Here is a 13,816-nt window from a genome sequence, read left to right as displayed (position 1 = left end):
GAAACCTAATTATCTGGAGATGAACTATGAGTGAATCATTACATCTGACCCGTAACGGCCCGATCCTGGAAATTACCCTTGACCGGCCTAAAGCCAATGCCATTGACGCTAAAACCAGCTTTGCAATGGGGGAAGCTTTTCTTAATTTTCGTGATGACCCGGAATTACGCGTAGCAATTATCACCGGCGGCGGAGAGAAATTCTTTTCTGCGGGCTGGGACTTAAAAGCGGCGGCCGACGGTGAAGCGCCAGATGCCGATTTTGGCCCAGGCGGCTTCGCTGGTTTAACCGAAATTTTCGACCTCGATAAGCCGGTCATCGCCGCGGTAAACGGCTACGCGTTTGGCGGCGGTTTTGAGCTGGCGCTGGCGGCGGATTTTATCGTCTGTGCGGAAAATGCCAGCTTCGCGCTGCCGGAAGCAAAACTCGGGATCGTGCCTGACAGCGGCGGCGTACTGCGTCTACCTAAACTGCTGCCACCAGCTATCGTCAACGAAATGGTGATGACCGGCAGACGAATGAGCGCCGAAGAAGCACTGCGCTGGGGTATCGTCAACCGCGTTGTCAGCCAGAGTGAACTGATGGATAGCGCGCGCGAACTGGCACAGCAGTTGGTAAATAGCGCCCCGCTGGCTATCGCCGCGCTGAAAGAGATTTACCGTGCGACCAGCGAAATGCCGGTGGAAGAAGGCTACCGGTACATCCGCAGCGGTGTGCTGAAGCACTATCCATCAGTGCTGCACTCGGAAGATGCGCTCGAAGGACCACAGGCATTTGCAGAAAAACGCGATCCGGTATGGAAAGGTCGTTAATGTGCCTATGCCGGATAAGGTATTTACGCCGCAATCCGGCAATAAAACCGAGATAAGACAATGAGCTATTACGCCTTTGAGGGCCTGATTCCGGTGGTTCATCCGGATGCCTATGTCCATCCCAGCGCTGTGCTGATTGGCGATGTCATTGTGGGGGCCGGGGTTTATATTGGTCCACACGCCTCATTGCGCGGTGACTATGGTCGCCTGATTCTGGAAGCCGGTTCTAACCTGCAGGATGGCTGCATCATGCACGGCTATTGCGACACCGACACTATCGTGCATGAGAATGGACACATCGGCCATGGCGCAATCCTGCACGGCTGCGTGGTGGGCAGAGATGCGCTGATTGGCATGAACAGCGTGATTATGGACGGTGCGGTGATTGGCGAAGAGAGCATTGTCGCCGCCATGAGCTTTGTCAAAGCCGGATTTCAGGGTGAGGCAAGGCAGATGCTGGTTGGTTCACCGGTTCGCGTACTGCGTGAAGTCACGGACCAGGAGCTGGACTGGAAACGGCTGAACACCAAAGAATATCAGGACCTTGTAATCCGCTGCCAAACAGGACTACACGAAACCTTGCCATTAACACAGGTCGAAAAAAACCGGCCGCGCCTGAAAGGCACGACGGACGTAAAGCCAAAATCAGCACGGTAACTTATGCCGGAGAAGCGCTCACGCCGATCCGGCAAATCACCATTATCGACGCATGCTCTTGGAGAGCATCATCTGCCATTTCTGCTCACGGTTAAGCTCTGTTGGGGGAACCGCTGGCAGTCGCGGCGTTTTCGCCACACTCACCTTTTTTTCCTGCAAATTGTGATTCAATCGTCTGTAGAGATGAGAATCAATACTAATGACTTTCACCAAACGCTGGCACTGGCAGCCGCGACCTGCAATTTGATTAGGGATCATCTTAACTTCACAAACAATTTCTCCCACTTCCGACAGAATATAAGAGAGCGTATTAATTGCTTTGCAGTGTTCAATATCAAAATGGCGGGAAATTTCCTTTGCTGTGATCCAACGATCTTCAGCCATCATCCAGTCAGCAATTAACAAATAAAGCGGTCTTTCAACATATTTTTCACACATAAGCACACCATTTCACAAATTAAAAATCTGGCTACGGCCTGTCCAAATAAATAAAAACTAAGCCATATTAAAATTGTGGATATAATGGATAGTATGCGACTTGAATGTTGATTAGTGTGAGCAATATCGTGCTTATTACATTGAAAATGTGGTTATGAAAGCACGGTTGGCCAGGAATGACCTTATGAGAGATAAAAAAGGGTTTCTTTACAGAAACCCTTTCCCAATTATATTGCAGGCCCGGTTAGCGCAATTATCACCGGGCCTTTTTTTTATGACTTTTTGATCTGCGCGTGCATTTCCTGAACCGAGGTCACCTTCTCGGTAGCATCGGCATTCAGCGCCATCGCCGTTGCGAAACCGCCGTTCAGGGTGGTGTCATAATGCACTTTGTACTGCAGTGCGCTGCGGCGAATCAGCTTGGAGTCTTCAATCGCCTGACGGCCTTCGGTAGTGTTGATGATGTAAGTGTACTCGCCATTCTTGATACGGTCCTGAATGTGCGGACGGCCTTCATGCACCTTGTTCACCAGACGTGGATTGATACCGGCTTCGCCCAGCACAATCGCGGTGCCGTGCGTCGCATCCAACTCGAAACCAAACTTCAGCAGCTTCGCCGCCAGGTCAACCACGCGCTCTTTATCGCCTTCGCGAACGGAGAGCAGCGCACGACCCTGTTTTTTCATGGTGGAGCTGCTGCCGAGCTGTGCCTTGGCGAACGCTTCCGCGAAGGTACGGCCCACGCCCATCACCTCACCAGTAGAGCGCATTTCTGGCCCTAACAGCGGATCAACGCCCGGGAACTTGTTGAACGGCAGCACCACTTCTTTTACCGAGTAGTACGGCGGGATAACTTCTTTGGTGACGCCCTGCTGTGCCAGCGTTTTCCCGACCATCACGCGCGCTGCAACTTTCGCCAACGGTACGCCCGTTGCCTTGGAGACGAACGGAACGGTACGCGCCGCACGCGGGTTCACTTCAATCAGGTAAACTTCGTTATTCTTCACCGCAAACTGGACGTTCATCAGACCGCGAACCTGCAGTTCGAAGGCCAGTTTCTGCACCTGCTGGCGCATCACATCCTGAATTTCCTGGCTCAGGGTATACGCAGGCAGAGAACATGCGGAGTCACCGGAGTGCACGCCCGCCTGTTCGATGTGCTCCATGATACCGCCAATCAGCACCATTTCGCCGTCGCAGATGGCGTCCACGTCCACTTCAACCGCGTCATCAAGGAAACGGTCCAGCAGTACCGGCGCATCGTTAGAAACGCTGACCGCGGTCTGGAAGTAGCGACGCAGGTCGGCTTCGTCGTAGACGATTTCCATCGCGCGGCCGCCGAGAACGTAGGACGGACGCACCACCAGCGGGTAACCAATCTCTTTCGCCTTCTCAACCGCCATTTCAATGGCGGTCACGGTGGCGTTCGCCGGTTGTTTCAGCTTCAGACGGTCAACCGCCTGCTGGAAGCGTTCACGGTCTTCCGCACGGTCGATAGCATCCGGGCTGGTGCCGATAACCGGCACGCCTGCCGCTTCCAGCGCGCGCGCCAGCTTCAGCGGAGTCTGGCCGCCGTACTGCACGATAACGCCTTTCGGCTTCTCGATGCGCACGATTTCCAGCACGTCTTCCAGCGTTACCGGCTCGAAGTACAGACGGTCGGAGGTATCGTAGTCGGTAGAAACGGTTTCTGGGTTACAGTTGACCATGATGGTCTCGTAACCGTCTTCGCGCAGCGCCAGCGAGGCGTGTACGCAGCAGTAGTCGAATTCAATGCCCTGACCGATACGGTTTGGACCACCGCCCAGCACCATAATCTTGTCACGATCCTGAGTTGGATTCGCTTCGCACTCGTCTTCATAAGTGGAGTACATGTAAGCGGTGTCGGTGGCAAATTCTGCCGCGCAGGTATCCACGCGCTTGTAGACCGGGTGCAGGTTATATTGGTCACGCAGCTTGCGGATTTCCGCTTCGCGTACGCCGGCCAGTTTCGCCAGACGCGCATCGGCGAAACCTTTGCGCTTCAGTACGCGCAAGAAGTCAGCGTCGAGGCCGTTGATGCCAAGGTCTGTGACTTTTTCTTCCAGGCGCACCAGTTCTTCAATCTGCACCAGGAACCAGCGGTCGATGTTGGTCAGGTTGAACACGCCATCGACGGACAGGCCAGCACGGAAAGCATCGGCGATGTACCAGATACGCTCGGCACCCGCGTCTTTCAGCTCGCGGCGGATTTTGGTCAGCGCTTCCGGGTCATCCAGACTTACTTTCGGGTCGAAGCCGGTCGCGCCCACTTCCAGACCGCGCAGCGCTTTTTGCAGAGACTCCTGCTGGGTGCGGCCAATCGCCATCACTTCACCGACAGATTTCATCTGGGTGGTCAGACGGTCGTTAGCGCCAACAAATTTCTCGAAGTTGAAGCGTGGAATTTTCGTCACAACGTAGTCGATGGACGGCTCAAACGAAGCCGGAGTCCGCCCGCCGGTGATGTCGTTCATCAGTTCGTCGAGGGTGTAACCTACCGCCAGCTTGGCTGCGACTTTCGCAATCGGGAAGCCGGTTGCTTTGGACGCCAGCGCCGAGGAGCGGGAAACGCGCGGGTTCATCTCGATAACAATCAGACGGCCGTTTTTCGGGTTTACCGCAAACTGGACGTTAGAACCACCGGTTTCAACGCCGATTTCACGCAGTACCGCCATCGAGGCGTTACGCATGATTTGATATTCCTTGTCGGTCAGCGTCTGGGCTGGCGCAACGGTGATGGAATCACCGGTATGGATGCCCATCGCGTCGAAGTTTTCGATGGAGCAGACGATGATGCAGTTGTCGTTTTTATCACGCACCACTTCCATCTCGTACTCTTTCCAGCCAATCAGCGATTCATCAATCAGCAGTTCGTTGGTTGGGGAAAGATCCAGACCGCGTTCGCAAATTTCTTCAAACTCTTCGCGGTTGTAGGCGATACCGCCGCCGGTGCCACCCATGGTGAAGGACGGACGGATAATGCACGGGAAGCCGACGTCAGCGGCAACCGCCAGCGCTTCTTCCATGGTGTGAGCGATGCCTGAACGTGCGGTATCGAGACCGATTTTTTTCATCGCGATGTCGAAGCGACGACGGTCTTCCGCTTTATCAATGGCATCCGCCGTCGCGCCAATCATGGTCACGCCGAACTCAGCCAGTACGCCCTGACGTTCCAGCTCCAGCGCACAGTTCAGCGCCGTCTGACCGCCCATGGTTGGCAGCACCGCATCCGGGCGCTCTTTCTCAATGATTTTGCGTACCACTTCCCAGTGAATCGGCTCGATGTAGGTGGCATCGGCCATTTCCGGGTCGGTCATGATGGTCGCCGGGTTGGAGTTCACCAGAATAACGCGGTAACCCTCTTCACGCAGGGCTTTACACGCCTGCGCGCCGGAATAGTCAAACTCACACGCCTGACCGATAACGATCGGACCCGCGCCCAGAATCAGGATACTTTTTATGTCTGTACGTTTTGGCATGGCTCTTTTACTCCTGATTATTTCGCGGACTGACGGTATTGCTCAATTAACTCGATAAAGTGGTCGAACAGCGGCGCAGCGTCGTGTGGACCCGGGCTTGCTTCAGGGTGCCCCTGGAAGCTGAACGCCGGTTTGTCGGTACGATGAATCCCCTGCAGGGTGCCGTCGAACAGCGACTTGTGGGTCACGCGCAGGTTGGCAGGCATGGAGGCCTCCTCGACCGCAAAACCGTGGTTCTGAGCGGTGATCATCACGGTGTTGTTATCAATATCTTTTACCGGATGGTTGCCGCCGTGGTGGCCAAACTTCATCTTAATGGTCTTCGCACCGCTTGCCAGCGCCAGCAGTTGATGGCCGAGGCAGATGCCAAATACCGGAATATCGGTTTCGAGGAATTTCTGAATCGCGGTAATCGCGTAGTCGCACGGCGCCGGATCGCCAGGACCGTTGGACAGGAAGATACCGTCCGGATTCATCTTCAGCACATCTTCAGCAGAGGTTTTCGCCGGCACAACCGTCAGGCGGCAGCCGCGATCCGCTAACATACGCAGAATGTTACGTTTAGCGCCGAAATCGTAGGCCACTACGTGGAACGGCAGTTCATCGGCAGATTTAGCTTCCGGCAGGTCACCGGCCAGCGTCCAGCTACCTTGCGTCCAGCTATAAGGCTCCGCGGTGGTCACTTCTTTCGCCAGATCCATGCCGTTCAGACCCGGGAAGGCTTTCGCTTTTTCCAGCGCCAGCGCCGCATCCGGGTTATCACCCGCGATAATGCAGCCGTTCTGTGCGCCCTTTTCACGCAGCAAACGCGTCAGCTTACGGGTATCGATATCGGCAATTGCCACAATATTATGGCGTTTGAGGTAAGAAGAGAGGTCTTCGGTATTGCGGAAGTTGCTGGCAATCAGCGGCAGGTCGCGGATGACCAGGCCTTGCGCATGTACTTGAGAAGATTCTGCATCGGCTTCATTAGTGCCGACATTACCGATATGAGGATAAGTAAGAGTGACGATTTGGCGGGAATAGGAAGGATCAGTGAGGATTTCTTGATAACCGGTCATTGAAGTATTGAAAACGACTTCCCCAACCGCCGAACCTGTTGCCCCTATGGCCCGACCGTGAAACTGGGTTCCGTCTTCCAGAACCAATAGCGCTGACTTAATCAAAACACCCTCCAGAGAATATTCACTCACTTTATTTGCATATTAATTCATTAACACCACATGAATCAATGCAAATTTGCTTACCTATGGATTTCTGGCAAACGGCGGCATTCTAGAGATAGCCCACGTAAAAGTCTACCCAAAAGGGCATTTTTTATTATTATTTTACGCCACTGGGATAAAACACACGATTTAACAGGCAAAAAGATCAGCTAACTTGGGGTGGAAAACGCTTGCGGAAGATAAAGAGTGTAAAAACAGGAAGCGCGATAGATAAAAGTGGACCATTTGGTCAAAATTTACATTGAAATAACAAAATAACCCTGCAAAACATAAACAAATAGGTCATTAAATAAAAAATCAAATTAAAAAGCGAAAAATAAAAGGGCAATAAAATATTGCCCCATGTAATCAAATAGTTATGATTACAATAACCACATCACGAAGGGTAATAAAAGTTATAAACTGCGTAAATCAAGCACATCTTTCATATCAAAAAGACCGTTTGACTTTGATTTCAGCCAAATTGCCGATCGTACTGCGCCATTGGCAAAGGTCATGCGGCTGGAGGCTTTATGCGTGATCTCAATGCGCTCGCCAATATCGGCAAACATCGCGGTATGCTCACCAACGATATCTCCCGCCCGCACCGTGGCAAAACCGATCGTACCGGGTACGCGCTCACCGGTGTAACCTTCACGCGAATAGACGGCACACTCTTTTAAATCTTTATCCAGCGCCCCGGCAATCGCCTCCCCCATCGCCAGCGCAGTGCCTGACGGCGCATCCACTTTATGACGGTGATGGGCTTCAATAATCTCAATATCGGTGTAATCACCCATCACTTTCGCCGCCTTCTCCAGCAGCTTAAGCATGACGTTAACGCCAACGCTAAAGTTCGCGGCGAAAACGATAGCAATGTCCTGCGCAGCATCACGAATAGCCTGTTTGCCCGCGTCATCAAAGCCAGTGGTGCCAATCACCATCCCTTTACCGTGCAGGCGGCAAAACGCCAGATGCGCCAGCGTGCCTTCCGGGCGAGTAAAATCGATGAAAACATCAAAATCATCTTTCACCGCCTCAAGACTACTTTGCACGGTAACGCCCGTTTTACCGGCTCCCGCTAATTCTCCGGCATCGCTTCCCAGCAAAGAAGAACCTTCGCGCTCCAGCGCCGCGCCGAGCTGTACGCCATCCATGCCAAGAGTGGCCTGAATCAACTGACGCCCCATGCGCCCTCCGGCTCCCGCGATGGCAACGCGGATTTGTGCATCATGCATAGCTATTCTCTTTTGTTAATTTTACGTAAATCGTTTTCAGATTAACCAGCACATCGCTGCGCCGCCAGCCGAAAACGTCGATAATTAGAATTTAATGATAAACAGGGAGAGATATCAGTAAAAGGCATGACGATCAGCGAAAACCACATGATTCTCTGACCACCAGCGCAGGTGGCAGAATAATGCGTTTCGGAGGTTCGTCATTTCCCTGAATGCGACTATAAAGTAGCTCCCCAGCCTTGCGACCTATCTCTTTTGCGGCCACCGACACGGTGGTGAGCGCAGGTTGTACCAGCGCCGCTTCGGTGATGTCATCGAACCCCACCAGCGCAAAATCGCGCCCTGGTTCACGCCCCATTTTGCGTAATGCCTGCATAACCCCAAGCGCCACAATATCCTGATAACAAACGGCGGCGGTAATTTCCGGGAACCGCATAAGAAGCGACTCTGCCACTTTTGCGCCGTCAATCTGGCTGGCCTGCGTCGCCACTATCCATTGCGGATTCGGCGATATTCCCTGCTCCAGCAACGTGCTGGTGAATCCACCGATACGCTGTGCCCGGCTCCCGGAACTTGGGCTACCACCGATAAACGCAATATTTTTATGCCCCATTTTGACTAAATGGGTGGTGGCCATTTGCGTACCGAGAAAGTTGTCGGTTCCCACAAAATCAAAATCAGGGTCGCTAAGAGGGCGGACCACCATGATGGCGGGAATATTGCGCCTTTTCAGCGCCTCGAAGAAGGAGGTCGGTGTTTCACGCGCCGCGCAGAGCACCATGCCGCAGGCATTATTGCGCATCAACGAGTCGACAAATTTTTGCTGCCGCTCCCCTGACTCTTCACTGTTTGCCAGAAACAGAAGCAGGTCATGCCGCTCCATCTCATGGCTTAGCCCTGCAGTCATCTCACCGTAAAAAGGGTTAGTGATATCGTGTAACAACAATCCGACCTGATTACTGCTCCGGTTACGCAGGTTGGCGGCGGTTTGATTATAAACATAGCCGGCATCGTCCAGCGCTTTGAGCACCCTGTCACGTGTGGCCTGAGAAATGCGCCCCCGGTTACGCAACACCATTGAAACGGTTGCCGTGGAGACTCCCGCGCGTTCAGCAACCTGCGCCAGCGTGACTGTAGTCATGACCTCTCCTGTTTATTTCGAAGGTTAATCGAATAACCGAAATATTGCCTTTTTACGTGTGATTCACATCACGCTAACGTGCATTTCACCGCACTGGATTCTGATTATGGCGGGTTAATCGCGTTAACCACACTATGAAAATAAGGTTAATCGATTAATCTTAAATAAGCCAACACGGAGACAGAATATGCGTACAACCTATAATAAATTCCCTGAGGTTAACGTTCAGGGCTATGACAACCACGCCTGGCAGGGTTGGTCGTCAATTCATTCAGTGCTTAACACCAGGGTTTCTACCGCCGCCAAAACCGTATTGATCGTGGATTGCTATCCGGGCGTGCGGCTTGACGAGCTGGAGCAACAGCTTGTTACGACATTAGATACCGCACTGGTGCTGAATATTGAATCCGCCCGCCGCGATGAGCAGGCCCTGCATGATTTACTGGCGCGTAACCTTACCGACGATCGCGTATTCGGCGTTCTCTCCTGTCATCACCTGGATGAATTTTTTGATAGCGACAAACTCAGCCAACTCCGCCAACAGATTGATGCCGTTACCTCAGGGCTGGTTGTCGTGTACGGCTCAGGCGCTGCGCTGGCACACCCTGGTGACGTACTGGTTTATGCCGATCTTCCGCGCTGGGAAATTCAACAGCGTATGCGTCATAACGGGCTGGGTAACTGGGGTGCAGAAAACCAGGATGAAGATATTCTTCGTCGTTACAAACGTGCTTTTTTCATTGAATGGCGGGTATTCGACAAACATAAAACGCCGTTACTCAAACGCGCCGATTATTTGCTCGATACCACGGTAGAAAATAGTCCCGCGATGGTCAGCGGCGACGCGTTACGCGCCGGTCTGCAACAAACCACCGAACAACCGTTTCGCGTTGCCCCTTTCTTTGACCCAGGCGTCTGGGGCGGGCAATGGATGAAACAACGCTTCGATCTCGATCCCTCAGCCCCCAATTACGCGTGGTGTTTTGATTGCGTGCCCGAGGAAAACAGCCTGTTACTGCGTTTTGGCAACGTGCGGATCGAGATCCCCTCTCAGGATCTGGTGCTGACCTGTCCCCGCCCCCTGCTGGGTGAAAAAGTTCATGCGCGCTTTGGCGCGGAATTCCCGATCCGTTTTGACTTCCTCGACACTATTGGCGGCCAGAATTTGAGTTTTCAGGTTCATCCGCTCACAGAGTACATTCAACAGCAGTTTGGTATGCACTATACCCAGGATGAGAGCTATTACATTCTCGAAGCCGAGCCGGACGCCGTAGTGTATCTCGGGACCAAAACCGGGATCGCACCGCAGGATATGCTCGACGACCTCCGGGCCGCGGGTCGTGGCGAAAAAACCTTTGATGATGAACGATTCGTTAACCAGATCCCCGCACATAAACACGATCACTTCCTGATCCCCGCCGGAACCGTACACTGCTCGGGTGCAGGAACCATGGTGCTGGAGATCAGCGCAACGCCCTATATCTTCACCTTCAAGCTGTGGGATTGGGGCCGCTTAGGGTTAGACGGCTTACCGCGTCCGGTGCATCTGGATCACGGTCAGCAGGTTATTGACTGGCAGCGCGACACGCAATGGGTGCACGACAACCTCGTCAACCGTATTGAACCCCTGGCTGAAGGAGAGGGTTGGCGGGAAGAAAGAACCGGAATGCACGAACGCGAATTTATCGAAACGCGTCGCCATTGGTTTACGGCACCGGTCACTCACCATACCCATGGCGGCGTCAACGTCCTGAACCTGGTCGAAGGTGCGCAGGCCGTTGTTGAAAGCCCGAGCGGCGCGTTTCCCCCGTTTGTCGTCAACTATGCAGAGACCTTTATCATCCCTGCCGCCGTCGGAGAATATCGTATTTCACCGTTTGGCAAAGGCGTCGGTCAACAGCTCGCCACGATTAAAGCCTGGGTTAGAGGATAAGCGCATGATTAACGTAATTGTTGCCACCCATGGTCCCCTGGCGGACGCGCTTCTCGCCAGCGGTCGTATGGTTTATGGAGAATTACCGCATGTTTACCCCGTCACGCTGAGTGAACAGGCAGGTATCGAAGGGTTTAAAGAGACGTTCTCTCAGGTTCTCACCAGTGCCGGAAAAGACGCTGACGGCGTACTGGTGCTGTGTGACATGCAAAGCGGTACGCCGTGGAATGTCGCCTGCCATCATGCTTTTTCTTCACAAACGGTTCCTCCCGTTGCCGTCGTAGCGGGGGTCAATTTCCCGATGCTGTTACAAAGCGAGGAGATTTGCCATTTAACGGATGTTCACGCCGCAGCCGTCGAGCTGTTGGCGCTGACGATACCCACGCTGATTAAAGCCGCCCCGGTTTTATCCGTTCAGTCCGACGATTTTTAAAGGAAACCACTATGAGTATTTCTTTTGTACGTATCGATGACCGCGTAATCCATGGGCAGCTCGTGACACGTTGGGCCAAAGAGCTGCCCTGTGATGGGATCGTCGCTATAGACGACGCCGTCGCGGCCGACCCTTTGCTCTCTTCGGTGATGAAAGGCGCCGTACAGGACACCAAAGTTTGGTTGTTTGATACGGCCACCGCGATTGAAAAATTGCCAAAAGTCATTGCCAGCGAGAAACGTTATTTCGTCATTGGCAAATCCCCCGTCACACTCAAACGCATTGAAGAAGCAGGTATCAGCCTGAAAAATGCCAACGGCAAGATTAATGTAGGTCCGATGAGCGCGCGTGCTGATACCACCACCATCGGCCCGAATCAGTCGGTCAACGGGGATGAAATTGCCGCCTTTGACTGGCTGACGCAACATGGGCACCTGGTTGAGTTTCGCCTGGTTCCTGATGCCAGTTGCTACAGCTGGCAGGACGCACGTCAGAAGCTGAAATAAGGAGCGCACGATGATTATCGAAGCTACGTTGATTGGCATACTTTGCTATCTCGGCGCCCTCAGCAGTCCCTGGCTTCTGGGGCTGACCGGCGGCTGGTATCTGATCACCCGCCCGCTGATTTCCGGAATGCTGGTCGGGATTATTCTCGGCGACATTAAAACCGGGATCATGATTGGCGTCGCGGTTCAGGCGGTGTATATCGCGATGGTAACGCCTGGCGGTTCGATGCCGGCCGATCTCAACTTTGTTGCTTACCCCGCAATCGCCCTAGGGATCCTTTCAGGAAAAGGCCCCGAGGTCGCGGTCGCGCTGGCTGCGACCATCGGTATCGCCGGAACCATTTTGTTTAACGCGATGATGGTACTGAACTCCTTCTGGAATCACCGGGCAGATGTGGCGCTGGAACGGGGCGACGAACGCGGTATTTACCTGAACAGCGCCATCTGGCCACAGGTGACAAACTTTGTCCTGCGTTTTGTACCAACTTTTATTGCGGTTTACTTCGGCGCGCAATACATCAGCGGTTTTATGGACAGCTTGCCGAAAATAGTTCTGTCAACGATGAACGTACTGGGCGGCATTTTACCCGCCGTCGGGATCGCGATTTTGCTGAAGCAGATCATCAAAAACTACACCATGCTGATCTACTTCCTCGTCGGTTTTGTCTGCATCGTATTTTTAAAACTCAACATGGTCGCGCTGGTGATCGTCGGTTCGCTGTTGGCGTTGATCCATTACAACTACAAACCGGAACCGCCGCAGGCCGCGAATGCAAAGTCGGTAGCCGATGATGATGAGGATGAATTCTGATGGAAGAACGTACACTTACGCGTAAAGATCTTCGCCGCTGCTGGCGCGCATGGATGATGCACAACTTATCATCGATGAGTTTTGAACGTCTGGAATCTTTTGGCTTTTGTCTGAGTATGCTTCCGGTGGCGAAAAAGCTCTATCCTGACGCAGCCCAACGTACTGAAATGCTGCGCCGTCATGCCTCATTCTATAATACGGAACCCCAGATAGGCGCGATCGTAAACGGTATGGTGCTGGGGCTGGAGGAGAAAAAAGCGAACGGTGAGCCGATCGATGGGGAGACCATCAATACCCTGAAGGTTGGCCTGATGGGCCCTATTGCCGGGATCGGCGATTCAATGATCCCTGGCATGCTGATCCCTATCCTGCTCAGCATCGGCATGGCCCTGGCGGCCGGCGGTAACATTCTGGGGCCGCTGTTTTATACCGTTGCCTGGCTGGCCATCATCATTCCCGGTTCGTGGTTCTTGTTCCTGAAAGGCTACAAAATGGGTTCTGGCTCGGTGGAAATGCTGGTGAGCAGCAAGTCTGCCCGTCTGCGTGAAGCGTTATCGCTGCTGGGTGTGTTTGTCATGGGGGGCGTGGCGGCAAGCTACGTTAAACTTGGCACCGGACTGGAGTTTATTACCAAAGATGGGGTGAATATCCATGTTCAACAGATGCTGGACGGTATCTTCCCGCAGTTACTGCCGCTGATTGTGGTGCTTGGTACCTGGTATCTGATGGCCAAGCGCGGTGTGTCACCAGTGAAAGCGATGATTTTACTGTTGATACTGGCCGCCCTCGGCGTCGCCACGGGCCTGTTTGCGGGATAACACACAGAAAACGGTACAACCGGGGCTATGCCCTAATGTCAGTCAGTTAAGCATTATGGAGAACATGTGATTTCGGCTCAGGGTTCCGTTCACCTCAGTGGTATCACTTTTCTGAAGCGCAGATACCCGTGAACGTGCAAGAGAGGCTCACCGCCGCCTCCCTTGCATCCCAGGCTCCCGGCGGGAAAATCGTCGCTACGCGATTCATTCGTCTTATGCCGTCTGCCTGTCGGGCCGGGGCCGAGCCTGCGTCCCTGCAGGCCGTCCCCTCTGCCCGCATCCCTGCGGGCAAACCCGGTCAGCCGTCAACGCCTCATCGATTTT

12 protein-coding genes and 1 pseudogene are annotated in these 13,816 nt (G+C 53.5%); 8 read left to right on the top strand and 5 right to left on the bottom strand.

Translation table 11 applies throughout. The features are described from left to right. Positions 1-26: 26 nt before the first annotated feature. Together caiD and caiE are read left to right on the top strand one after the other, a co-directional pair. Entirely contained in the window at positions 27-812 is a 786-nt protein-coding gene (caiD, locus tag OGV38_RS22380) for a crotonobetainyl-CoA hydratase (protein WP_019078347.1), read from the top strand. 60 nt (positions 813-872) lie between these two features. Then, positions 873-1,469, top strand: a complete 597-nt coding sequence (gene caiE / locus OGV38_RS22375; protein ID WP_049042508.1) for a carnitine operon protein CaiE — start codon at positions 873-875, stop codon at positions 1,467-1,469. A 42-nt stretch (positions 1,470-1,511) separates the two neighbouring features. Here caiE and caiF read toward each other — a convergent pair whose 3' ends face one another. From caiF to OGV38_RS22350, 5 genes are all read right to left on the bottom strand, one after another. After that, positions 1,512-1,907, bottom strand: a complete 396-nt coding sequence (caiF, locus tag OGV38_RS22370) for a carnitine metabolism transcriptional regulator CaiF (protein ID WP_016151651.1) — start codon at positions 1,905-1,907, stop codon at positions 1,512-1,514. A gap of 272 nt (positions 1,908-2,179) precedes the next feature. Further along, positions 2,180-5,407, bottom strand: coding sequence for a carbamoyl-phosphate synthase large subunit (gene carB / locus OGV38_RS22365; RefSeq protein WP_016151650.1), 3,228 nt, complete (start codon positions 5,405-5,407; stop codon positions 2,180-2,182). Between the two features lie 17 nt (positions 5,408-5,424). Next, positions 5,425-6,573, bottom strand: coding sequence for a glutamine-hydrolyzing carbamoyl-phosphate synthase small subunit (gene carA, locus OGV38_RS22360; protein ID WP_049268599.1), 1,149 nt, complete (start codon positions 6,571-6,573; stop codon positions 5,425-5,427). A gap of 455 nt (positions 6,574-7,028) precedes the next feature. Then, entirely contained in the window at positions 7,029-7,850 is an 822-nt protein-coding gene (gene dapB, locus OGV38_RS22355; protein ID WP_019078344.1) for a 4-hydroxy-tetrahydrodipicolinate reductase, read from the bottom strand. A gap of 133 nt (positions 7,851-7,983) precedes the next feature. Beyond that, positions 7,984-8,991 carry a LacI family DNA-binding transcriptional regulator gene (locus tag OGV38_RS22350; RefSeq protein ID WP_016151647.1) on the bottom strand — a complete coding sequence of 336 codons (1,008 nt, stop codon included), beginning with the start codon at positions 8,989-8,991 and terminating at the stop codon, positions 7,984-7,986. A gap of 187 nt (positions 8,992-9,178) precedes the next feature. On the opposite strand from OGV38_RS22350, the gene OGV38_RS22345 reads away from it, so the two are divergent. The 6 genes and pseudogenes from OGV38_RS22345 to OGV38_RS22320 all read left to right on the top strand — a co-directional run. Then, positions 9,179-10,924: a class I mannose-6-phosphate isomerase gene (locus OGV38_RS22345; protein ID WP_047417256.1), complete on the top strand. Its 1,746-nt coding sequence runs from the start codon at positions 9,179-9,181 to the stop codon at positions 10,922-10,924. Positions 10,925-10,928: 4 nt separating this feature from the next. Beyond that, complete coding sequence (locus OGV38_RS22340; RefSeq protein WP_016151645.1) at positions 10,929-11,357, top strand: PTS sugar transporter subunit IIA; 429 nt, start codon at positions 10,929-10,931, stop codon at positions 11,355-11,357. Positions 11,358-11,368: 11 nt separating this feature from the next. Next, the gene (locus tag OGV38_RS22335) at positions 11,369-11,863 is read left to right on the top strand and encodes a PTS sugar transporter subunit IIB (RefSeq protein ID WP_003837349.1); all 495 of its coding nucleotides are present in this window, start codon (positions 11,369-11,371) and stop codon (positions 11,861-11,863) included. A gap of 10 nt (positions 11,864-11,873) precedes the next feature. Further along, positions 11,874-12,674 carry a PTS mannose/fructose/sorbose/N-acetylgalactosamine transporter subunit IIC gene (locus tag OGV38_RS22330; protein WP_016151644.1) on the top strand — a complete coding sequence of 267 codons (801 nt, stop codon included), beginning with the start codon at positions 11,874-11,876 and terminating at the stop codon, positions 12,672-12,674. Continuing rightward, on the top strand, positions 12,674-13,492 hold the full coding sequence (locus OGV38_RS22325) for a PTS system mannose/fructose/sorbose family transporter subunit IID (RefSeq protein WP_016151643.1): 819 nt from the start codon (positions 12,674-12,676) through the stop codon (positions 13,490-13,492). The genes OGV38_RS22330 and OGV38_RS22325 overlap by 1 nt, the downstream gene beginning before the upstream one ends. A gap of 128 nt (positions 13,493-13,620) precedes the next feature. Next, positions 13,621-13,816: pseudogene (locus OGV38_RS22320) on the top strand (hypothetical protein); the annotation flags it as partial.

This window comes from Citrobacter sp. Cb080, assembly GCF_030334745.1.
Classification (GTDB): Bacteria; Pseudomonadota; Gammaproteobacteria; order Enterobacterales; family Enterobacteriaceae; genus Citrobacter; species Citrobacter braakii.
The sequence above is the reverse complement of the archived record's forward strand: the minus strand, read 5'-3'. Positions and strand labels throughout refer to the sequence as shown.

Bases quoted from the DNA above. Each gene is read 5' to 3' on its own strand.
- caiD (WP_019078347.1), top strand. From the start codon at position 27: ATGAGTGAATCATTACATCTGACCCGTAACGGCCCGATCCTGGAAATT.
- caiE (WP_049042508.1), top strand. From the start codon at position 873: ATGAGCTATTACGCCTTTGAGGGCCTGATTCCGGTGGTTCATCCGGAT.
- caiF (WP_016151651.1), bottom strand. From the start codon at position 1,907: ATGTGTGAAAAATATGTTGAAAGACCGCTTTATTTGTTAATTGCTGAC.
- carB (WP_016151650.1), bottom strand. From the start codon at position 5,407: ATGCCAAAACGTACAGACATAAAAAGTATCCTGATTCTGGGCGCGGGT.
- dapB (WP_019078344.1), bottom strand. From the start codon at position 7,850: ATGCATGATGCACAAATCCGCGTTGCCATCGCGGGAGCCGGAGGGCGC.
- OGV38_RS22350 (WP_016151647.1), bottom strand. From the start codon at position 8,991: ATGACTACAGTCACGCTGGCGCAGGTTGCTGAACGCGCGGGAGTCTCC.
- OGV38_RS22345 (WP_047417256.1), top strand. From the start codon at position 9,179: ATGCGTACAACCTATAATAAATTCCCTGAGGTTAACGTTCAGGGCTAT.
- OGV38_RS22340 (WP_016151645.1), top strand. From the start codon at position 10,929: ATGATTAACGTAATTGTTGCCACCCATGGTCCCCTGGCGGACGCGCTT.
- OGV38_RS22335 (WP_003837349.1), top strand. From the start codon at position 11,369: ATGAGTATTTCTTTTGTACGTATCGATGACCGCGTAATCCATGGGCAG.
- OGV38_RS22330 (WP_016151644.1), top strand. From the start codon at position 11,874: ATGATTATCGAAGCTACGTTGATTGGCATACTTTGCTATCTCGGCGCC.
- OGV38_RS22325 (WP_016151643.1), top strand. From the start codon at position 12,674: ATGGAAGAACGTACACTTACGCGTAAAGATCTTCGCCGCTGCTGGCGC.